20 protein-coding genes are annotated in these 21,296 nt (G+C 63.6%); 15 read left to right on the top strand and 5 right to left on the bottom strand.

Features of this window, described 5'->3' with window-relative positions; translation table 11 throughout:
• The first annotated feature begins 144 nt into the window (after positions 1-144).
• The 5 genes from VG320_RS29800 to VG320_RS29820 all read left to right on the top strand — a co-directional run bounded on the left by VG320_RS29800 (position 145) and on the right by VG320_RS29820 (position 7,905).
• The gene (locus VG320_RS29800; RefSeq protein ID WP_327203673.1) at positions 145-1,149 is read left to right on the top strand and encodes an AraC family transcriptional regulator; all 1,005 of its coding nucleotides are present in this window, start codon (positions 145-147) and stop codon (positions 1,147-1,149) included.
• Positions 1,150-1,403: 254 nt separating this feature from the next.
• Positions 1,404-3,194 (top strand): acyl-CoA dehydrogenase, encoded by a 1,791-nt coding sequence (locus VG320_RS29805; RefSeq protein WP_327203674.1) that lies wholly within the window; start codon positions 1,404-1,406, stop codon positions 3,192-3,194.
• 59 nt (positions 3,195-3,253) lie between these two features.
• Positions 3,254-4,960 (top strand): electron transfer flavoprotein-ubiquinone oxidoreductase, encoded by a 1,707-nt coding sequence (locus VG320_RS29810; RefSeq protein WP_327203675.1) that lies wholly within the window; start codon positions 3,254-3,256, stop codon positions 4,958-4,960.
• A gap of 44 nt (positions 4,961-5,004) precedes the next feature.
• A complete protein-coding gene (gene bktB / locus VG320_RS29815) occupies positions 5,005-6,192 on the top strand; it encodes a beta-ketothiolase BktB (protein ID WP_327203676.1) in 1,188 nt (395 codons plus the stop codon).
• Positions 6,193-6,228: 36 nt separating this feature from the next.
• Positions 6,229-7,905: a fatty acid--CoA ligase gene (locus VG320_RS29820; protein WP_327203677.1), complete on the top strand. Its 1,677-nt coding sequence runs from the start codon at positions 6,229-6,231 to the stop codon at positions 7,903-7,905.
• 114 nt (positions 7,906-8,019) lie between these two features.
• Here the strand turns inward: VG320_RS29820 and VG320_RS29825 are convergent, their stop codons facing one another.
• Both VG320_RS29825 and VG320_RS29830 read right to left on the bottom strand, forming a co-directional pair.
• Complete coding sequence (locus VG320_RS29825) at positions 8,020-9,585, bottom strand: SulP family inorganic anion transporter (RefSeq protein ID WP_327203678.1); 1,566 nt, start codon at positions 9,583-9,585, stop codon at positions 8,020-8,022.
• A gap of 38 nt (positions 9,586-9,623) precedes the next feature.
• On the bottom strand, positions 9,624-10,256 hold the full coding sequence (locus VG320_RS29830) for a carbonic anhydrase (protein WP_327203679.1): 633 nt from the start codon (positions 10,254-10,256) through the stop codon (positions 9,624-9,626).
• A 353-nt stretch (positions 10,257-10,609) separates the two neighbouring features.
• On the opposite strand from VG320_RS29830, the gene VG320_RS29835 reads away from it, so the two are divergent.
• The 9 genes from VG320_RS29835 (at position 10,610) to VG320_RS29875 (ending at position 18,114) form a co-directional block, all read left to right on the top strand.
• Entirely contained in the window at positions 10,610-11,155 is a 546-nt protein-coding gene (locus tag VG320_RS29835) for a hypothetical protein (RefSeq protein ID WP_327203680.1), read from the top strand.
• Between the two features lie 148 nt (positions 11,156-11,303).
• Positions 11,304-11,651: a winged helix-turn-helix domain-containing protein gene (locus tag VG320_RS29840; protein WP_327203681.1), complete on the top strand. Its 348-nt coding sequence runs from the start codon at positions 11,304-11,306 to the stop codon at positions 11,649-11,651.
• A 22-nt stretch (positions 11,652-11,673) separates the two neighbouring features.
• The gene (locus tag VG320_RS29845) at positions 11,674-12,180 is read left to right on the top strand and encodes a DUF523 domain-containing protein (protein WP_414696167.1); all 507 of its coding nucleotides are present in this window, start codon (positions 11,674-11,676) and stop codon (positions 12,178-12,180) included.
• Between the two features lie 211 nt (positions 12,181-12,391).
• Positions 12,392-13,423 carry a DNA-binding protein gene (locus VG320_RS29850; protein WP_327203683.1) on the top strand — a complete coding sequence of 344 codons (1,032 nt, stop codon included), beginning with the start codon at positions 12,392-12,394 and terminating at the stop codon, positions 13,421-13,423.
• Between the two features lie 126 nt (positions 13,424-13,549).
• Entirely contained in the window at positions 13,550-14,251 is a 702-nt protein-coding gene (locus VG320_RS29855) for a pyridoxamine 5'-phosphate oxidase family protein (protein ID WP_327203684.1), read from the top strand.
• A 96-nt stretch (positions 14,252-14,347) separates the two neighbouring features.
• Complete coding sequence (locus tag VG320_RS29860) at positions 14,348-15,637, top strand: FAD-binding oxidoreductase (protein WP_327203685.1); 1,290 nt, start codon at positions 14,348-14,350, stop codon at positions 15,635-15,637.
• Positions 15,638-15,652: 15 nt separating this feature from the next.
• Positions 15,653-16,210: an XRE family transcriptional regulator gene (locus VG320_RS29865; protein WP_327203686.1), complete on the top strand. Its 558-nt coding sequence runs from the start codon at positions 15,653-15,655 to the stop codon at positions 16,208-16,210.
• Between the two features lie 102 nt (positions 16,211-16,312).
• Entirely contained in the window at positions 16,313-17,659 is a 1,347-nt protein-coding gene (locus VG320_RS29870) for a glutamine synthetase family protein (RefSeq protein WP_327203687.1), read from the top strand.
• A 176-nt stretch (positions 17,660-17,835) separates the two neighbouring features.
• Positions 17,836-18,114, top strand: coding sequence for an HU family DNA-binding protein (locus tag VG320_RS29875; protein ID WP_027818693.1), 279 nt, complete (start codon positions 17,836-17,838; stop codon positions 18,112-18,114).
• 297 nt (positions 18,115-18,411) lie between these two features.
• Here the strand turns inward: VG320_RS29875 and VG320_RS29880 are convergent, their stop codons facing one another.
• The 3 genes from VG320_RS29880 to VG320_RS29890 form a co-directional block, all read right to left on the bottom strand.
• The gene (locus VG320_RS29880) at positions 18,412-19,890 is read right to left on the bottom strand and encodes a GGDEF domain-containing protein (RefSeq protein WP_327203691.1); all 1,479 of its coding nucleotides are present in this window, start codon (positions 19,888-19,890) and stop codon (positions 18,412-18,414) included.
• Positions 19,891-19,992: 102 nt separating this feature from the next.
• On the bottom strand, positions 19,993-20,298 hold the full coding sequence (locus tag VG320_RS29885; protein WP_327203688.1) for an NIPSNAP family protein: 306 nt from the start codon (positions 20,296-20,298) through the stop codon (positions 19,993-19,995).
• Between the two features lie 89 nt (positions 20,299-20,387).
• Positions 20,388-20,792 carry a rhodanese-like domain-containing protein gene (locus tag VG320_RS29890; protein ID WP_327203689.1) on the bottom strand — a complete coding sequence of 135 codons (405 nt, stop codon included), beginning with the start codon at positions 20,790-20,792 and terminating at the stop codon, positions 20,388-20,390.
• A 97-nt stretch (positions 20,793-20,889) separates the two neighbouring features.
• Between VG320_RS29890 and VG320_RS29895 the strand changes: the two genes are divergently transcribed.
• Positions 20,890-21,296 (top strand): DJ-1/PfpI family protein (locus VG320_RS29895; RefSeq protein ID WP_327203690.1); only part of this gene is annotated, 407 nt, incomplete at its 3' end.

Genomic DNA, 21,296 nt, shown 5'->3' on the forward strand with positions numbered 1-21,296 from the left:
CGCGCGCGCAATCCCGATAATCGGCCCGACAGACAATGACGCGTATTGCCCGTGATTCCCGCACTCGGCTAAGCCGGCGCGCGGGCGTATGATGCGGTGTCGCGCGCTGGCGCTTATCCTTCGCTTCTCCCGCATTTTTCAGGCATGCAACTTCCCGGCTCTACCGTTCCCATTTCGCTTGTGCTTGGATTTCTCGCCGCTGCCGGTGCGCGGCCCGAGGTCGTCGAGCGTTATCTGGAGGAGGCGGGCATCCCCGGCGAACTGCTGAACGAACCCGGCGCGCGCGTGACCGAGGAGCAGTTTTCCACGCTCTACCGCATGCTGGCCATCGAGCTGGACGACGAAATGCCGGGCGTCTTTAGCCGGCCGTTTCGCAGCGGCACACTCAAGTTTCTCTGCCTGAGTCTGCTCGACGCACGCAATCTTGAGACGGCGCTGCATCGCTTCGGCCAGTTTTTTCATATCGTGCTGGACGACTTCCGCCTCGAGTCGCGGCGCAGTGCGCTGGTCGCGCAAGTGGAACTGCGCCCGCATCCGGCTTTCGGGGCGCTCAGTCCACTTGGCCAGGAGCTGATGCTCAAGCTCGCGCATGGCGTGTCGTCGTGGCTGATCGGGCAAAAGATTCCGTTCCTTCAGGTCGATCTGGCCTGCGAGCGCCCGGCCCACGCGCACGATCATCGCTATTTCTTTTCCGGCCCGGTGCGCTTTGGCTGCGAGACGGCGCTGTTCCGCTTCAGCGCGGCGTATCTCGACATGCCGATCCGGCAGAGCAAGCGCAATCTGCGGCAGTTTCTCGCGCGTTCGCCCGGCGACTGGATCTTCGAATCGTTCAGCGAGCAACTGGTGAGCCACCAGGTGCGGCAGTATCTGGCGAGCACGCTGCCCGATCTGCCGACCATCGAGGCGGCTTCGGATCATCTGCATTGCTCGGTGCGAACCTTGTGCAGGCGTCTTGCGTCCGAGGACACGTCGTTTCAGGTGCTCAAGGACGAATTGCGCCGCGACGTGGCGATCCAGCGCCTGACCGACACCCAGGACACGATTGCGGCCATCGGCGCGGATATCGGCTTTGACGATCCCAGCGCCTTTCATCGCGCCTTCCGGCACTGGACCGGCAGCACGCCTGGCACCTATCGCGGCCGCGACTGATACGCAACCACCCGCGCGGGTAGGTTGGGCGCGCAAGACACCAGGTTCTACCCTGGTAAGCCTTTTATTCAGGCGCTCAACAGGCAGAACGTGGCCAGATTTGTCACTAGATGGGCCGGTTTGGACAGTCCCGCGCAGTCTCTTTGCCGCTACGATTGGCCGGACATTGTCCCTGCTGTATCGTCAGAACGTCGTTCAAGGCGCTATGGCACCGCAGGGCTTCCCCGATCTACCGCGTGATTGAAAGGTTCGCCATGAGCTTTACTGCCCCCGTCAAGGACATGCTGTTCGTACTGAAAGAGCTGGCCGGCATCGACGATGTCGCCGCGCTGCCCGGCTACGAAGATGCCGGCTTCGAGACCGCTCAGGCGGTGCTGGAAGAAGCCGCGAAGCTCAGCGGCGAAGTGCTCGCCCCGCTGAACGTGGAAGGTGACCGCGCGCCGAGCAGCTGGCGCGACGGCGAAGTCACGGCCACGCCGGGCTTCAAGGCCGCGTTTGCGCAATTTGCCGAAGGCGGCTGGCAAGGTTTGCAACATCCCAGCGAGTATGGCGGCCAGGGCCTGCCCAAGCTGGTCGGCACGCCGTGCAACGAGATGCTCAACGCGGCGAACCTGTCGTTCGCGCTCTGCCCGCTGCTCACCGATGGCGCAATCGAAGCGCTGCTCACCGCCGGCACCGAAGAACAGAAGCAGCGTTACGTGCCGAAGCTCATCTCGGGCGAATGGACCGGCACGATGAACCTGACCGAGCCGCAAGCCGGTTCCGACCTCGCGTTGGTGCGCTCGCGCGCCGAGCCGCAGGCCGACGGTTCGTACAAGGTGTTCGGCACCAAGATCTTCATCACCTGGGGCGAACACGATATGGCCGAGAACATCGTCCATCTCGTGCTGGCGCGCACGCCGGGCGCTCCCGAAGGCGTGAAGGGCATCTCGCTCTTCATCGTGCCGAAGTTCCTGATCAACGAAGACGGCACGCTCGGCGCGCGCAACGACGTGCATTGCGTGTCGATCGAGCACAAGCTCGGCATCAAGGCGAGCCCGACGGCGGTGCTGCAATACGGCGACAACGGCGGCGCGATCGGCTATCTGATCGGCGAGGAAAACCGCGGCCTCGAATATATGTTCATCATGATGAACGCGGCGCGCTTTGGCGTGGGCACGCAGGGCGTGGCGATCGCCGAGCGCGCCTACCAGCAGGCCGTGGGCTACGCGAAGGAACGCGTACAAAGCCGCCCGGTCGACGGCTCCGCGAAGCAGTCGGTGACGATCGTGCATCACCCGGACGTGCGCCGCATGCTCGCAAGCATGCGCTCGATGACCGAAGGCGCCCGCGCGCTCGCGTACGTGGCGGCCGGTCATGCCGATATCGCGCATCGCCACCCTGACGAAGACGTGCGCGCGCGTCATCAGGCGATCTACGAATTCCTCGTGCCGATCGTCAAGGGCTGGAGCACGGAGATGGCCAACGATGTCACGAGCCTGGGCGTTCAGGTGCATGGCGGCATGGGCTTCATCGAGGAAACCGGCGCGGCCCAGCACTACCGCGACGCGCGCATCCTGGCGATCTACGAAGGCACCACGGCGATCCAGGCGAATGACCTGATCGGCCGCAAGACCGCGCGCGACGGCGGCGCGGTGGCCAAGGCGCTGCTCGACGAAGTGGCGCAGACCATCGAAGCGCTGGGCCAGGCTAGCGGCACGGCGGCGGCATCGGTGCGCACGCAGCTCGAACAGGGCGTGCAGGCGCTGTCGCGCGTGGTCGATTTCGTGCTGGAAAACGTTAAGCGCGATCCGAACGCGGTGTTCGTCGGCAGCGTGCCTTATCTGAAGCTCGCGGGCATCGTGCTGTGCGGCTGGCAGATGGCGCGTGCGCTGCTGGCGGCGCAACGCAATCTCGCCGCCGATCCCGCGTTCTACGGGGCGAAGATCGCCATGGCGCAGTTCTACGCGGAACACGTGCTTTCGCAGGCTGGCGGCCTGGCGACGGCGGTGCTGGCCGCGCGCGGCGACGAAGGCGTGCTCGCGCTCGCCGAAGATCAGTTCTGATTGTGGCCGGGGCAGCGGTCCGACACGGGCCGCGCTCCGGTTGATGGGGGAGACGCAGTATGAATGCCAATAATGCAAACGGTGGCGCAAACGCCAACGCGAACGATCTGATCGCGCAATACGGTCCGCGCGAGTCGATGGAATACGACGTGGTGATCGTCGGTGGCGGTCCGGCCGGTTTGTCGGCGGCAATCCGCCTGAAACAGCTCGCTGCCGAAAAGGGCGCCGAAATCGGCGTGTGCGTGCTGGAAAAAGGTTCTGAAATCGGGGCGCATATTCTTTCCGGCGCCGTCATGGATCCGCGCGCAATCACCGAACTCTTTCCCGACTGGAAGGAACAGGGCGCGCCGCTGAACGTGCCAGTAACGGAAGACAAGTTCCTGTTTCTTTCGGAAACGGGCGCGAAGGCCGTGCCGAACTGGGCGCTCCCCGATAACTTCAAGAACCACGGCAACTACGTCATCAGCCTCGCGAACGTGACGCGCTGGCTGGGTCAGCAGGCTGAGGCGCTGGGCGTTGAAATCTTCCCGGGCTTTCCGGCGGCGGAAGTGCTGTACAACGACGATGGCTCGGTCAAGGGCGTTGCGACCGGCAACATGGGCATCGGCAAGGACGGCGAGCCGACCGAGAATTTCCAGCTCGGCATGGAGTTGCACGCGAAATACACCCTCTTCTGCGAAGGCGCGCGCGGTCACCTTGGGCGGCAACTGAACGAGAAGCTGAAGCTCGGCAAGGACGCCGATCCGCAGGTCTACGGCATCGGCATCAAGGAACTCTGGGAGATCGATCCCGCAAAGCATCAGCCGGGTCTTGTCGTGCATACGGCGGGCTGGCCGCTCGAAAGCGATACCTACGGCGGTTCGTACCTTTATCACACCGATAACAATCAGGTGATGGTGGGTTTTGTCGTCGGCCTAGCGTATTCAAATCCCTATCTCTCGCCTTTCGAGGAATTCCAGCGCTACAAGACGCATCCGGCCATCCGCAAATATCTGGAAGGCGGCAAGCGCGTCTCGTATGGCGCGCGCGCGATCACGGCGGGCGGCCTGATGTCGCTGCCCAAGCTGGTGTTCCCGGGCGGCGCGCTGGTCGGCGACGATGCGGGCTTCCTCAACGTTTCGCGTATCAAGGGCAGCCACGCGGCGATCAAGACCGGCATGCTGGCGGCGGAAGCGGCATTCGAAGCCGTACAGGCAGGTCGCCAGAGCGATGAACTCACCGCTTATCCCGAAGCATTCAAGCAATCGTGGCTGCACGAAGAACTGTACAAGGCCCGCAACTTCAAGCAGTGGATGAGTAAGGGCCTGTATCTGGGCACGATGATGGTCGGCCTCGAACAGAAAGTGCTGGGCGGCAAGGTGCCCTGGACGCTGCATCACAAGCATCGCGATCACGAGACGCTTAAGCCCGCCTCGCAATGCAAGCCGATCGTTTATCCGAAACCTGACGGCAAGCTCACATTCGACCGGCTCTCTTCGGTGTTCATCTCGAACACGAATCACGAAGAGAATCAGCCCGCGCATTTGACGCTCAAGGACGCGAGTGTGCCGGTTGGCATCAATCTGACGACCTACGCGGGACCGGAAGCACGCTTTTGTCCTGCAGGCGTCTACGAATTCATCAAAGACGATTCCAACGCAGACAGGTTGCAGATCAACGCGCAAAACTGCGTGCACTGCAAAACCTGCGATATCAAGGACCCGACACAGAATATCGTCTGGGTCACGCCGGAAGGCGGTGGCGGTCCCAATTATCCGAACATGTAATGCGCGCCACGCGTGTGCGTGGCCCATCGAATGAGGAGTGCAAAATGAGCAAGGAAGTCGTAGTTGTTGGTGGCGTGCGGACTGCAATCGGCAAGTTCGGCGGCAGCCTGAAAGACCTGTCGCCCACCGAACTGGGCGCGCTTGTGCTGCGCGAAGTGCTGGCGCGCAGCGAGGTCAAGCCCGAGGACGTGGGCCATGTGGTGTTCGGCAACGTGATCGCCACGGAACCGAAGGATCTCTATCTCTCGCGCGTGGCCGCCATCAACGCGGGCATTCCGGAATCCACGCCTGCGTTCAACGTCAACCGTCTGTGCGGCTCGGGCCTGCAGGCCATCGTTTCGGCGGCGCAAACCATTCTGCTGGGCGACGCCGATGTGGCGATCGGCGCGGGCGCGGAAAACATGAGCCGCGCGCCCTATATCACGCCCGACGCGCGTTTTGGCGCGCGCATGGGCGATGTGCGTCTCGTCGACATGATGCTTGGCGCGCTCAATGATCCGTTTCACACGGTGCCGATGGGCGTGACCGCCGAAAACGTCGCGCGCAAGTTCGACATCTCGCGCGAACGTCAGGACGCGCTGGCGCTCGAATCGCATCGCCGCGCGGCACAGGCGATCGCTGAAGGCCGCTTCGCCAGCCAGATCGTGCCGGTCAAGCGCACGGTGAAGGGCCGCGAAGTCGTCTTCGATACCGACGAGCATCTGCGTACCGACGCGACGCTGGAAGACTTCTCGAAGCTCAAGCCGGTGTTCGCGAAGGAAAACGGCACGGTGACGGCGGGCAATGCCTCGGGTATCAACGACGCTGCGGCCGCGGTGCTGCTGATGTCGCGCGAAGCCGCCGAACAGCGCGGTCTCGCGCCGATGGCGCGCCTCGTCGCCTACGCGCATGCGGGCGTCGATCCGCTGCACATGGGTATCGGCCCGGTGCCGGCCACACGCCTCGCGCTGCAACGCGCGGGTCTGCGCATCGAAGACCTCGACGTGATCGAATCGAATGAAGCTTTCGCGGCGCAGGCTTGCGCGGTGACCCAGGAACTGGGCCTCGATCCGGCCAAGGTGAACCCGAATGGCTCGGGTATTTCGTTGGGCCATCCGATTGGCGCGACCGGCACGCTCATCACCGTGAAGGCGCTGCACGAACTGCAACGCGTGGGTGGTCGTTACGCGCTGGTGACGATGTGCATCGGCGGCGGTCAAGGTATTGCAGCGATTTTCGAGAATCTGCGCTAAGCCCTTTTAGCGCGCGGCATGAGACTGGAGAAATACATGTACCACGAGGCGAATCAAGCAACCGACGCGAGCGATGTCAATGAGGACGCAGCGTCGGCCTATGCCTATCCTCTCCTGATCAAGCGCCTCCTGCACACGCCGATGGCGCATGCGCGTGAGCAGGAGATTGTCTATCGCGGCAAGGTTCGCATCAGCTACGCGCAGTTGCAGGAGCGGATTGCGCGGCTCGCGAATGGTTTGCAGAGTCTGGGCGTGAAGCATGGCACCACGGTCGCGGTCATGGACTGGGACAGCCATCGCTATCTGGAGTGTTATTTCGCCATCCCGATGATGGGCGCGGTGCTGCAGACCGTGAACATCCGTCTTTCGCAGGCCGAAATCGCTTATACGATCGATCATGCGCGCGCGGAAGTCGTGCTGGTGCATACGGATTTCCTGCCGGTGCTGGAGGCGATTCGCGAAAAGCTGCCGCGCGTGCATACGTTCGTGCTGATCGACGATGAAGGCAATGCGACGCTGCCGCCGGGTATCGAATTCGCCAGCGAATACGAGCGTTTGCTCGCATCCAGCGGCACGCAGTTCGATTTCCCCGATTTCGACGAGAACACGCGCGCCACGACTTTCTACACGACCGGCACGACCGGTTTGCCGAAGGGCGTGTATTTTTCGCATCGGCAACTGGTGCTGCACACCATCACGGTGATGGCTGCGCTTGCGAGCCCCGAGTCTGGCCAGCGCATCCATCGCGGCGACGTCTATATGCCGCTCACGCCGATGTTCCATGTTCACGCGTGGGGCATGCCGTACATCGCGACGCTGATGGGCGTGAAGCAGGTGTATCCGGGCCGCTATGTGCCGGATCGCATCGTCGAGCTGATTCGCGACGAAGGCGTGACCTACTCGCATTGTGTGGGCACGATCCTGCACATGATGCTCAGTTGCCCGCAGGCGAAAACCGCCGACTTCAGCAAGTGGAAGGTGGTGATCGGCGGTGGCGCGCTGCCGCATGGTCTCGCGCGCGCTGCGCTCGAACGCGGCATCGATATTTTCACGGGCTATGGCATGTCCGAAACCTGCCCGGTGCTCACGCTGGCGCAATTGATGCCGTCGCGCGAGCCGCGCACGCTGGATGAAGAAGTGAGCCTGCGCTGCCGCACGGGTTTGCCGATTCCGCTGGTCGATCTGCGTATTGTCGATGCAGAAATGCGAGACGTGCCACACGACGGCGTCGCGAGCGGCGAGGTCGTGGTGCGTGCGCCCTGGCTCACGCAAGGCTATCTGCACAATCCCGAGGCCTCGAAAGTACTCTGGGAAGGCGGCTATCTGCACACCCAGGACGTTGCGCGCATTGGTCCGGACGGCTATCTGCAGATCACGGACCGCATCAAGGACGTGATCAAGTCGGGCGGCGAGTGGGTCTCGTCGCTGGATATCGAAAGCCTGATCTCGCAGCATCCTGCCGTGGCCGAAGTGGCGGTCATTGGCATCAAGAGCGACAAGTGGGGCGAGCGTCCGGCTGCCGTGGTTGTGCTGCGCGCAGAGCATGATACGCCGGTAAGCGCCGAAGATATTCGCACGCATGTGATGCAATTCGTCGAGACCGGCAAGATCTCGAAGTTTGCCGTGCCGGAGGTCGTCAAGTTCGTCGATGCGATCGAGAAAACCAGCGTGGGCAAGCTGAACAAGAAATGGCTGCGAGAGAATTTCGATTGACGCAGTAGCGCGATTCTTGCGCCGCCGTGACAGCGACACGGCACGGCGGCGCGGGATGCAGCAGCGATCATTCAGGCGCGCTTCGGCGCGCTTTTTTTCATCTGCGGACGGCTTTTAAGTGGCGGCGCGCGACCACGGCAGGCGACGACGCGCAGTCGCATCGATGCGCGGCCACTGGACGCGCTCCACGGCGATGTGGCGGCGCGGTGCATCGGCGATAAAACGGTCGAGGGTTTCGCGGATGTCACGGTCGACGAAATCGGCGCGCTCCGCATCGATCAACAAGGTCGCGTGGTCGGGAATGCGCGCGAGGCAGCGCATCAGCATCGGCTTCGCAAGAAATGAGGCATCCTTACGAAACGACAGAAGGTAGTGATCGTCGTGTTCGGCGAGCGCGAAAGTGTCGTCGAGGTTCGCGCGCATCGCCAGCAACATGCTCACCGCAATGCCGATTCCAATGCCGATCAGCAGGTCGGTCGCGAGCACGCCCACGATGGTGGCGACGAAGGGAATCAGGCGCTCGGCGCCTTCACGCATCATCGCGACGATGAGTTGCGGTTTCGCGAGCTTGTAGCCAGTCTGGATCAGGATGGCCGCAAGGCAGGCTAGCGGAATGAGGTTCAGCACCGTGGTGAGCGCGAACACGCTCACGAGCAGCAACACGCCATGCACGAAAGCGGAGAGCCGCGTGCGTGCGCCCGCGTTGAGATTGGCGGAGCTGCGCACGATCACCGCCGTGATCGGCAGGCCGCCCAGCGCTGCGGCGACCATATTGCCGACGCCCTGCGCCTTGAGTTCGCGATCGGGCGAGGCGCGGCGCCGTTGCGGGTCCATCTGCTCGACGGCTTCGAGGCTCAGCAGCGTTTCGAGGCTCGCGACCACGGCGAGCGTGAGCGCAACGCGCCAGACATCGGCGTCAATCAGTTGCGTGAAGTCGGGCAGCGCGAGCGCGCCGGCCAGCGCGTCGAACGATGCGAGCGAGTCCAGCGCCACGCGTTGCTCTGCGGCCAGGCCCAGCGCCGGCGCGAACCTGTCGAGCAACACCGTCACGCCGATGCCGAGCGCCACCACGGCAAGCGGTCCCGGCACGGCGCGCACTAGCGCGAAGCGTTTCGCGCGCGGCGTTTCCCATGCGAATAGCAGCGCCACGGACACTATGGCGAGCGCAAGCGCAGGCAAAAGAACCGGGCCGAATGGCGTCGCGAGCGTGGCCTCCGAGACGGTCGAGGTGCCCGACGCGCCGACACCGCCACTGAGACCCATGGCCAGCGGGACCTGCTTGACGATCAGCAGCAGGCCGATCGACGCCAGCATGCCCTTGATGACGGGCACCGGCACGAAGCTCGCCAGTTGCCCGGCGCGCAGCAGGCCGAACACGATCTGCAACGCACCGGCGAGCAGCACGGCGCAGAGAAAGGCCGAAAAACTGCCGAGCGTGCCGATGGCGGACACCACGATCACGACGAGGCCCGCCGCGGGGCCGCTCACGCTCAGATGCGAGCCGCTGAGCAGGGCGACCACGAGGCCGCCGACGATGCCGGACAGCAGCCCGGCGAAAGGCTCGACGCCAGAGGCCGTGGCGATACCCAGGCACAGCGGCAGCGCGACGAGAAAGACGACGATGCCAGCGAACAGGTCGCTACGCAGGGTCGTGAAGTCGATGGAGCGAGATTTCGGCATGGAAATTCCAGGAGTGGAGAGAGCGATCCGGAGGCGTTTCAGGCCGCGACAGCGGCGTGCTGCGCGCCTTGTGCTTCGTTAGCGTCGGGTGCCTCGTGCAATTGCAGCAGGCGGCCTTCGCGCAGGCCAAAGACCCAGCCATGCACCTGCGGCGTGCGTTTGGCGTCGCGCAGGATCGGCGAGGCTTCGAGGCGCTGGACCTGCTCGATCACGTTGAGTTCGGCAAGGCGGTCGACGCGCGCGTCCATGTCCGCGATGGCCTCGAGTTCGGCGCGATGCCGCGCGGCCAGTTCGCGCAGCCCGGCGATGCGGCGATTCACAAGCGGCAGCGCGGGCGAGGGTGGCGAAAGCGCGGCGCGCACGCCACCGCAATGGTGGTGGCCCCACACGATGATGTGCTCCACTTCGAGCGCGTGCACGGCGTATTCGACCACGCTGGAAGCATTGGTGTCGTCGGTGGCGAAGAGATTGGCAATATTACGGTGTACGAATAGTTCGCCGGGCCGGGCGTTAATGATGCGCTCGGCGGGCACGCGGCTGTCCGAGCAACCTATCCACAGAACGCGGGGCTGCTGGCCTTGTGCGAGCTGGCTGAAGAAATCCGGCTCGCGGGTGGCCACTTCGGCAGACCAGGCGAGGTTGGCGAGCAGGAAGCGTTTCGGAGGGTTCATCGTTCAGGCTCCAGTGGTGAGGCGACGGGCAGAGGCCAATGTCGCCGACATCGAAAGTGATGTTTACGAATAGCTTTCGATAGAATCGTTCCGAAAATAAATCGCGGGCCTCGAAAAAAAATCGAAAAATATTCAGGCTGCGGTTTTTATGGCATTTGCATGAATGCGAAGAAGGCGCTCATTCTTCCGGCATGGCCGGCGGTACAAATTTCCTTCGACACCTCTTGTCGATCGGTCGATTTGACGTTATATTTTTTATAACAATAGAACCTGAGAGATTGCCGGGCGACGCGGCGTGCCCATGATTCGGTCCATGAGTCATGAAGGCGCGCCGCGATCGCGCGGATTGTCGTATGGCTTCATCCGACACCTGGCTGGTCCGATATCCCCTGTTTCGCGAGGCGCTGTTTCATGGCGCCATGCAGCTCGGCGCACTGCCGCCCCAGGCGCGCTCGGTCGTGGCGAAGCGCGTGTTTGCGGGAGACGGCGCAAGAGATATCGCGGGCAGCGCGGCGCTGCGCGTCGTCAGCGATGTACGCGTGGCGTTCGTGGAATTGCCGATGTCGCTTGTCGATCAGGCGGTGCGCAGTCATTGCATGCTGGATGGCGACGACGACGCGTCCCTGAGCGCGGCAATCGGTGAAACCAGCCTGCACTATCCGCGTGTCGCCCGCCCGCCGTGTCTGCTGATGCCGGGGCAGGGTGTTTTTCTCGACAGCTGGATGCGCTATCTCGTCTATCGCGCGCGCGGGGACATCACCGTGCCCGTGCTGGCTGTCGACTGGTTCGCTCTTTATGAGCGCATCGCCCGGATGCTCGAAGGCGGGCAGGCAGCGGATGCCTGGCTGCATGCACTGGACGATCGTTGGGCATCGCGCGTATCCGGTCTGACCGAATAGAAAAATTAGAAGAATGCCTCCGGGATCGTGGCGCCTGATCACCGGTGCAAAAGCAGTTGTGCGTTTATCGGCGCGGTAGAATCCTTCGCGTTCCCATGCGCGCAATGTGTGTGGGAAGCACTGGCAGTCGATATGCGAAGCCCCCACCATGACGCGCCCTGCTGATATCTATTTCCGTTTCCTGCAACTGGCGGACGCGCTGCGTGGTCTGCCCGCGCTGCCGGCGCTCGACCCGCTTGAACAACGCATCCTCGAACTGGTTGCGCGCGTCGGTCAGGCTCAGGAGCGTCTTTCGGTGCGCGACATCATGGGCAAGAGTGAGCTGGGTTCGCCGGCCACGCTCCATGCGCGGCTAACTTCGATGCGCGAGAAAGGCTGGATCCGCCTGGGCGACACCGAGGACGCGCGCCGCAAGCAGGTCGAACTCACCCCGGCTGCGCTGCGCCACTTCGACAAGCTCTCCGAGGCATTGCTGCGTGCAGCCCGGGATGAATGACGGTTTTCAGGCTTCTTTTTCGATGGCGATGATTCACAAGATTCTGGTGAGTGCCTGTCTGCTGGGCAGTCCGGTGCGCTACAACGGGGCGGCAAAGACCCTCGCGCATCCGCTGCTCGACGCCTGGCAGCGCGAAGGGCGCATTGTTTCTGTCTGTCCCGAGTTGATGGGCGGATTTGGCGTGCCGCGTCCGGCGGCGGAGATTGCATTTGCACGGTCGGGCGCACAGGTGCTGGCTGGTGACGCGCAGGTGATCGATCTGGCTGGCGCCGATGTGACCGCGTTGTTCGTGGCGGGCGCGCACGCGGCACTCGCGGCGGCGCGCGAGCATGATTGCCGCTTTGCCTTGCTCATCGACGGTAGCCCGTCGTGCGGCAGCCAGTTTATCTACGACGGTAGCTTTTCCGGGCTGCGCCACGCCGGGGCAGGGGTGACCGCTGCGTTGCTGCGCGCCCATGGCATTGAGGTTTTCGCGGATTCGCAGATCGCCGCGCTAGGCGAGCGGCTCTCGCGCGAAGAGCAGGGCTGATCGCGCTTCCGTATCAGTATTCTGGCGGCTCGCGCCCAGCGAGCTTCGCACATTTCCTTAGATCGATTTTCAGGCTGAATAGCATTCACGCACGCCTTTCGGATGTAAATATGAACATTATAAAAGTAATGTCTAAATATAAGCCATTAAAAGTAGAAATTTGACGGTTTACGTTGTAATATTTATAGATTCAATGCCCTCGAATCCGATCATGTCCGACGCCGCTCCCGACGAAGTCCGTATCACGGCCGAAATCGAACGCCTCAAGGTCGAATTTCCCAAGACGCGGGAGTTATATCGCGAGGTGTGTGCGCTTCTCTTCTTTCGCTTTGGCGTGACACCCACCGCTAACCGCCTCTATCAACTGGTGCGCCGCGGCAGCATGGGGACGCCCACGGCGGTTCTCTCGGACTTCTGGGCCGAGTTGCGCGAGAAAAGCCGGGTGCGTATCGAGCACGCCGATCTGCCGGAAGAACTGCAGGGCGCAGCGGGCGAACTGGTTGCGGCCTTGTGGACTCGCGCCACGGCGTCGGCGCAGGCTTCGCTCGAAGCGCTGCGCGTCGAAGTCGAAGACGCACGGCACGAAGCCGAGTCCCGTGTCGCAACCTTGCAGAACGATCTCGCACGGACGGAAACGGCGCTGGAACAGCGCACCAACGCACTGCTCGCGGCGCAGGTGCGTATTCACGAACTGGAGCAAGCCCAGGCGGCGGGCGAGGCCACGCGTGCCGCGCTTGAAGGGCAGATTGCACGCTTGCAGCAAGATGGCCGCGAGCGCGACGCCGCGCTCGTCCAGGCGCGTGCCGATTTCGCAGCGGAACTCGACAAACTGCGCGCAGGCGCCGAACTCGCCGAAGCTCGCCTGCAAGCTGCGGAAAAACGCGCTTTGCTCGAAATCGAGCGCGAGCGTGCCACCAATGCACGCCTACAAAAAGACCTGGAAGCCGCGACGAAGCGCGCCACGCGTGCCGAAGAAAGCGCCCGCGCCGAATCGCAGACGTTGCAAGGCCAGTTGGGCGATCTGCGGCACCAGGCCGGCATGCTGGAAGGGCGTCTGGAGGCACTGCGCACGGCCCACGCTGCGCAGACACAGGAGCTGGAAGCGTTACGCAGCAAGGCGAATGCTGCAGCGCCCACGAATAAGGCGACGGGCACGCGTCGCTCACCCAGACGCGCGGCGCGGTCCACGGACAGCGCAGCCACGCCTATGCGTGTTATGCGCAAAAAGTCTGCGAAAGCCTGATTTTTTCGGGACATATCCACCACGCATCGTGGCCCCATGCTTTCATTGGATCATGGGTCTACCGTTGGAGCCAGCGCTTCGCTAACGTAACCGGCTTTCCCACCCTGAAAACAGGAGAAGCCGAGGATGGCCGCGAGCGATAACAACGAGACCCAACCCGTCGCAACCCAGGGCGCGCCCACTGCGCGAACGCGCATGCGCCGTATCGCGCAGCGCGCCGATTACGATCGCGCCACGCTGCATGCGATTCTCGACGCCGCCTATGTCTGCCATATCGCGTTCGCCGACGACCTCGGTGTCCACTGCATTCCCACGGCCTGCTGGCGCGAAGGCGATCATCTCTACATCCACGGCTCCAACGGCAGCCGCATGCTCAAGCTGGCCGCCGAGGGCGCACAGGTCTGCGTGACCATTACGCATCTTGACGGCCTCGTGCTCGCGCGTTCGGCGTTCAATCACTCGATGAACTATCGCTCGGCGATGATCTACGGCGCTTTTGAAGTCGTCGCGGACGAGCAAAAGGGCGCCGCGCTCGACGCTTTCATGGAGCACATCGCACCGGGCCGCGTGCATGACGCGCGCAGCGGCAACCGCAATGAACTGGCCGCGACCACGGTGCTGCGTCTGGCGCTCGACGAAGCGGTGGCAAAGGTGCGCGCCCACGGTGTCACGGACGATGAAGAAGACCTCGATCGCCCCGTCTGGGCGGGCGTTTTGCCGATGGCGCTCAGGCCGCTCGCGCCGCAGCGCGACGGCGAGTTGCCGCCGAGCGGCGAACCGGCGTATGTGCGCGAATGGGCGAGCCGGGCAGCAGGCGTAGAGCGATAAAACGAAAAGAAGTCGAACAAACACACTCTTGCATCCGTGAAATTGTCGTGCTAATTTTTCATGAAATTAAGCCGATAAAATTTCACGGATGCCGCTATGTTCGTCGAATCGAACCAGCATGTGGACAGCTACTACGCCCGCACCCTGCCTGCCGCCGCACCGGCGCGCCCGGCTTTGGAAGAGGATTGCGACGCTGACGTCCTGATCGTCGGCGCCGGGTTCAGCGGCCTGCACACGGCGCTGCGTCTCGCGCTGGCCGGCAAGCGCGTCGCCGTCGTCGAGGCGAGCCGGGTGGCGTGGGCCGCGTCCGGACGCAACGGTGGCCAGGCGCTGCTCGGCTGGTCGTGCGACATGGGGCCGCTCGAACATTCGCTGGGTGTCGAGCGCGCCCGCGAGCTGTGGGACAGCATGCGCTGGGCGGCGCGCGAGGTGCGTGAACTGCCGGTGCGCCATGGTTTCGATATCGACTACCGGCCCGGCAGTCTCTGGGCCGCCGTGAAGCGCAGCCGAGTCGCGCTGCTGGACGCGGCGCGCGACGAGGCCGCGCAGAAGTGGGGTTACGACGCGCTGCGCGTGATCCCGCAGCAGGACATGCCCGGCTGGATCGGTAGCCCGCGCTATCGCGCCGCGCTCTACGATCCGGAGGCTGGGCATCTGAATCCGCTCAAGCTGGCGCTGGGCATTGCCGCGGCCATCGAGCGCGCGGGCGGCCGCATTTTCGAGCAAACCCGCGTGCTGAAGTGGCGGCAGACTCCATCCGGTTTCGTTGCGAATACGCCAAACGGATCGATTCGCGCGGATACGCTAGTGCTCGCCTGCAACGCCTATATCGACCGGCTCGACAGCGAACTCGCGCGCCGCGTGCTGCCGGTCGGCACGTATCAGGTAGCGACCGAGCCGCTCGATCCCGTGCTCGCGAACACACTCCTGCCGCGCAATAGTTGCGTGATCGACAATCAGTTCGTCCCCGACTATTTCCGTCTGAGCCCCGATCACCGTCTGCTGTTCGGCGGCGCCTGTACGTATCTGGGCGGCATTCCGAAGGACATCCGCGCGGCCATCCGCCCGAGCCTTGAACGCGCGTTCCCGCAACTGCGCGGCGTCGCGCTCGAGCACGCGTGGGGCGGCCATATCGACATCAGCATCCGGCGCACGCCCGACGTGGGCCACGCGCGCGGACGCTACTGGCTGCAAGGGTTTTCAGGTCACGGCGTGCTGCCGACGCTGGCTGCTGCGCGTGCGGTATCCGATGCAATCCTGGGCGACACGCGCTTGCTCTCGCACTACGAGGCCATCCATAATCCGCGTTTTCCGGGCGGCGATGCGCTGGCCGCACCGCTCGAGGCGCTTGGCAAGCTTTGGTATCGCCTGCGCGACGTCGTCTGATGGAGTAAAACCGGCATGGACAGGCAGGAAGAGATCGAAGGGCTTGCGATCCTGATTCGCGATCTGCGCAAGCACAAGAAGGTGACGTTGTCGGAACTGGCGCAGCGCATCGGACGCTCGGTGGGGTTCCTTTCGCAGGTCGAGCGCGGGTTGTCGCGGCCCACGGTCGCCGATCTCACCGCGATCGGCGAGGCGCTGCAGACGCCCACCACGTACTTCTACAGCGTGAGCAAGCCGCGCGCGCTGCCATGGGTCACGCGCCCGGGTGAGCGGCGCACGCTTTATTACGGCGGCGGCATCACGGACGTGCTGGTGTCGCCGAGTATGTCATCGGGCTTTTCGATGCTCGAAAGTCTGCTGGAGCCGGGCGCGACGAGCGGCGAGCGTCCCGTCGACGATAGCGACGAGCAGGGCGGTTTCGTGCTCGAAGGCGAACTCACGATCTGGCTCGACAGTGACGGCGAGCCGGTCACCCTCAAGGCCGGCGACAGTTTCCAGTTGCCGTCGCGTTGCCGCTTCAGCTATGCGAATCTCGCGCAGCAGACCGCGCGCGTGCTGTGGGTGTTCACCTGATACCACGCTCGCGTATGCATTGATGGATTGTTTTCAGCACGCTTTAACAGCATGCGTGCTTTCTGGATGTTTCGTATTCCATATTAAATTACAGGACTCGACGTGACTGAAATCGCATCCGCTCTGCTGGCCGAAGTACGCGCTTTTCGTGCTGCGCATCCTGACGTGCGCTATGTCGATCTGATCTGTCTCGACCTGCCAGGCCACTTCTACGGCAAGCGTTACCCTATCGGCATGCTCGAAAAAGTCGCGGCGGGCGCCATGCTCAAGCTGCCGCAAAACACCATCCTGCTGGGCGCGCAGGGCGGCGTGTACCCCATCGGCGATTATTGCTTCCACGACGGCGATCCTGACGCCGCACGGCGTCTGGTGCCCGGCACGCTCAAGCGGGTGCGCTGGGAACAGGAGCCGCTCGCGCAGATGCTCATCACCTCGGACGGCACGGCCGCGCCAATCGCTTTCGAGCCGCGCGAAGTGCTTGCGCGCGTGCTCCAGCGCTTCGCGCGGCGCGGCCTCAAGCCGGTCGTCGCCTTCGAGCTGGAGTTCTACCTGTTCGACGCAAAGCTGCGCGAGGGGCTGCCGCAGCACGCGCGGGATACGCTCTGCGACGATCCCGACGACCAGCCCAACATGCACATCGAGCGCCTGTCGCGCTTCGCTCCCGTGCTGCACGAGATGGTCGAGGCAGCTCGCGAACAGGATGTCGATGCAACGGTTATCACTGCCGAGCTTGGACCGGGGCAGTTCGAAATCAATTTTGGCCACTGCGAGGACGCGCTGCGCGCGGCCGACTGGTCCGCGCTGTTCTGCCGCAGCACGCGAGGCGTGGCGATGCGGCACGGCCACCGCGCGAGTTTCATGTCGAAGCCCTGGCTCGACGCGCCGGGCAGCGGCATGCACGTGCACGTGAGTCTCTACGACGAGGCGGGCCGCAACGTGCTGGCTGCGCACGAGCGGCGCGGGTTGCGTCACGCGGTGGCGGGTTGCCTTGCACTGTTGCCGCATTGCATGCCGATCTTTGCCGCGAACCACAACGCATTTCGACGCTACGGCGCGATGGTGAACGCGGCGAGTCGGGCGAGCTGGGGCTTCGAGGATCGCGACGCCTGCATCCGTATTCCGGAGTCGGACGAAGCAAATCTGCGTATCGAACATCGCCTCGCGGGCGCCGACGCGAACCCCTATCTGGTGCTAGCTGCCATTCTCGCGGGCATCGAATACGGTCTCGACGCGGGCCGCGAACCGATCGCGCCGCTCAACGAAAACCGTGCGAGCGGGGTCGATTTTCCGCGCGATATGCTCTCGGCGGTGGCCGCCATGCAGACTCACGCAGGGGTGCGCGAGGCGCTGGGAGAGGACTTTGTGACAGTCTATTGCGAGAATAAACGGCAGGACCACCTCGATTTTATGAACGCAATTGCCGCACGCGAATATCGCTGGTTTTTGTAAAAATACGCGAAATAGTCACTAAATAGGCGAGAAAATCGCCTTGCATGAATCGTTCCCGCTTCGGCCAGGGCCCTGTAAGCCCCGTGTGCCTTACGTTTCGATATGCAACGCGATTTGCCTGTTTTGCCCGCGTGATGTAGGGTATGCAGGTTTTCTCAACTCAACACAGGTAGCAGATGAACAAACAGGAACTCATTGACGCAGTCGCCGCAAGCACGGGCGAGACCAAGGCAGCCACCGGCGCGGCAATCGACGCGATCCTCGAAGTGGTCACCAAGGCGGTCACGTCGGGCGATTCCGTGCAGCTCGTCGGCTTCGGTTCGTTCTCGACCGGCCAGCGCGCAGCACGCGTCGGCCGCAACCCGGCAACGGGCGCGGAAATCCAGATCGCTGCGGCCAAGACGGTCAAGTTCACGGCCGGTAAGGCCTTCAAGGACGCTGTCAACGCGTCGTGATGCTGGCCGCCGCCGCGCGGCGCGTGCGCGGATGATGACGTAGCGGGGGCGCCTTGGCGCCCTCGCTACGCGTGATCCGATGCGCGCGCCGGGCGCTTTCCAGGTGCTGCTGTGCGGTTTCGGTTGCACGGGCGCGGCGGTTGGGTGCATCACACACCGGGAGCGGGACGCTATGCGTCGCGCTCCCGGTTGCCGTTTACATCGGCAAGAATCTCCGTTGTCCGAATTAATCGGGCGACTAGCGGATGAGACCCGCGCGCACGCAGCGAACGGGACTGTCTGGCCAGTTGAAGCCGCCTAGAGAGTGTCGTTGCGCGGCGTAGCGAGCAGTTCCGACGACTCGGCGCCCTTGCGCGCGAGTTCGTTGCGGCGTCGCTTGGCCTCGTACATGGCCGCGTCCGCGGCACGCAGCATGGCTTCCACGCTTTCGCCTTCCGCGCAGCTTTCCCAGCCCAGCGAGAAGCTCAAACGCGGGCCGCCGTAGAACTGGTTGTTCAGCTCGACCAGCTTGCCGATGCTGTCTGCGACGATTTCCGCGTCGCGTGCGTCGGCGCCCGGCATCAACACCACGAATTCGTCGCCGCCAATTCGCGCGGCATGGTAGGGCTTCTGGATCGCCTTCGCCAATACTTCGCCCGCCCGGCGCAGCAGCGCGTCGCCGGCCGCGTGGCCCAACTGGTCGTTGACGATTTTCAGGTTGTCCATATCCACCACGATCGCGCTGACCGGGAATGGGCCCTTGCGTTGCAGACGGTTCAACTCGTCGACGTAGAACGAGCGGTTCTTGAGCTTGGTGAGGACGTCGTGCTTGCCCAGGAATTCGAGGTAAGCCTCGGCTTTCTTGCGCGCGGTGATGTCGGTGAGTGCGAGCAGCACGAGATCCCAGCGTTCCTCGTGGCCCGGAAAAACCGAAAATTGCAGGTGGACGTTGAGTTCGCTGCCGTCGAGCGCATAGTTGATTACTTCGCGCTGCTGGAACAAGCGGCCTTCCCACAGATCGAGCAATTGCTCGCGAAAATGCGGACGCATTTCGTCGCGGAAGATCTGCGGCAGGCGCGCGAGCAGCGTCGCCTTGTCGGGCGCACGGTACATGCCGAGCGTGTAGTGATTCACGTCGAGCACCTGAATCTCGCTCATGCAGCGCTCGACGAATTCGGGATGCACGTCGGTGAAGGTGCGGAAATCGACGATGCCTTGCATGCGCACTTCGTCCAGCAGTTCTCGGATCGCCGAAAAATTCTCGACCCACAGCGACACCGGCGCGTGCTCGAAAACGCCTAGTGCGTATTGCTCGCTGGCCGCCGCACGATGACGGGCTTCTTCAAGCGCGGAGACATCCTCGATTGCAACCAGCACGCGGCCCCAATCGTTTTCATGGCCCGGCAGGATCACGCCGCGCAACAGGATGTCCATGCGCCGGCCGCTGAGCGTGTAGTTGACGCTCTTGCTCTCGAAGGTGGCGCTGCCTTGCCACATCTGTTCAAGCTCGCCCACGTGGGCCTGGAACATGTCGTCGCGCAGGACTTCCGCGAGGTGCGCGGTGAGTTCGTCATGACTGCGCGCGCCATAGAGCGCGAGCGTATGTTGGTTCACCTTGAGCACGCGGATACACGCCGAACATTCGGCCACCCGGCGCGGATCTTCCTCCAGCCAGGCGCGGATATCCGTCACGCCCGCTTCGCGCCAGCGTTCGAACAGCGCGCGTAGCTGGCTATAGTCCTCGAGCCACAGGGACGTGGGCGTGACGTCGAAGAAGTCGAGCAGATCGACGCCCATACTGGCAAAGCTGGCGGCGGTGGCCGGAGTGCCTTGTTGCATGTCGGGTGCAAAGAGAGAGGTTGAGGCGTGCCGCAGTTCGCGCGGCTCGCTATGCGCATCCTACCCGAATACGGGGCGCATGAAACTGCGCTCATAACTCACGATGCAGCGGGTGTCGTCCGCATACTGAAAGGCCGCCTGGCAGGCCGCGTCGTGGCGTGACGCTTCCCGATACGTCTCGTAGGCGGCAAGGCTCGGGAAGGAGAACAGGGCGAGGGCGATATTGTTCGCGCCTTCGCTGGGCAGAAAATAGCCGTGATGCTGGCCGCCGAATCGCTCGACGAGGGGAATCCACATCTTCGCGTAGGTTTCGAATTCGGCAAGGCGATAGGGGTCGATGACGTAGCGCAGTGTGCAGGTGATCATGTCTGGCGATAGGTTGGGTGTTTGACGTGACCTCCGATTCTAGTGCAGTGGCGGCCAGAAATAATGGCCGCCTGCGTCACGTTGTGCGCTTACGCAGCTACGGTTTCACTGAGTTCGAAGCCTTCGTCCAGCCATCCCGTGACGCCGCCCGTCATGATCTTGACCGGACGCCCGAGCCGCGCCAGCCGGATCGCGCCGCGCGTGGCGCCATTGCAGTGCGGCCCCGCGCAGTAGGTGACGAAGAGCGTGTGCGGCGGATAATCTGCGAGCTTCGATTCCACGATCTTGCCATGCGGCAGATTCACGGCGCCTGGCACATGACCGCGCGCAAACAGCGCCGGGCCGCGCACGTCGAGCAGCACGAAATCCGGCGCGGCGCCGCTGCTGAGTGCGGCGTGTACATCGGCGCAATCGGTTTCGTAGGTCAGCGAGGCGCTGAAATGGGCGAGTGCCTGGTCGCTTGACGCGGCTGGGATTTCGGATACGGACGACATGGCGGGTTCCTTGTTGTGGTGTCGATAGCCGCCATTTTCGCGTCCGGAGGATTGCGGCGACAGTGGCGCGATTGCCAATCTCCGGTAACATCGCGCCATGTCCGATTCCGTAACGCTATCCTCCCATCTCGTCGTGGCGCTTGCCTACGACCGCCTTTGTACGTTCGAATTCGGCTGCGTGACCGAACTGTTTGCGCTTGAGCGGCCCGAACTCGATGTGCCGTGGTATCGCTTCGCGGTTTGCGCGGCCGAGCGTGGTCCGCTGCGCGCGGCGGGCGGCATTACGGTGTCGGCGCCTTATACGCTTGCCATGCTCGACCGCGCCCAGACCATCGTGATACCGGGCTGGCGCGATCCGGACGAGCGCCCGCCCGAAGCCTTGCTCAAGAAATTGCGTGCCGCCCATGCGCGCGGCGCGCGACTGTGTTCGATCTGCTCCGGGGTATTCGTGCTGGCGGCAGCGGGCGTGCTGGACGGCCAGCGCGTGACCACGCACTGGCGCTA

Source organism: Paraburkholderia sp. (genome assembly GCF_035948235.1).
GTDB lineage: Bacteria > Pseudomonadota > Gammaproteobacteria > Burkholderiales > Burkholderiaceae > Paraburkholderia.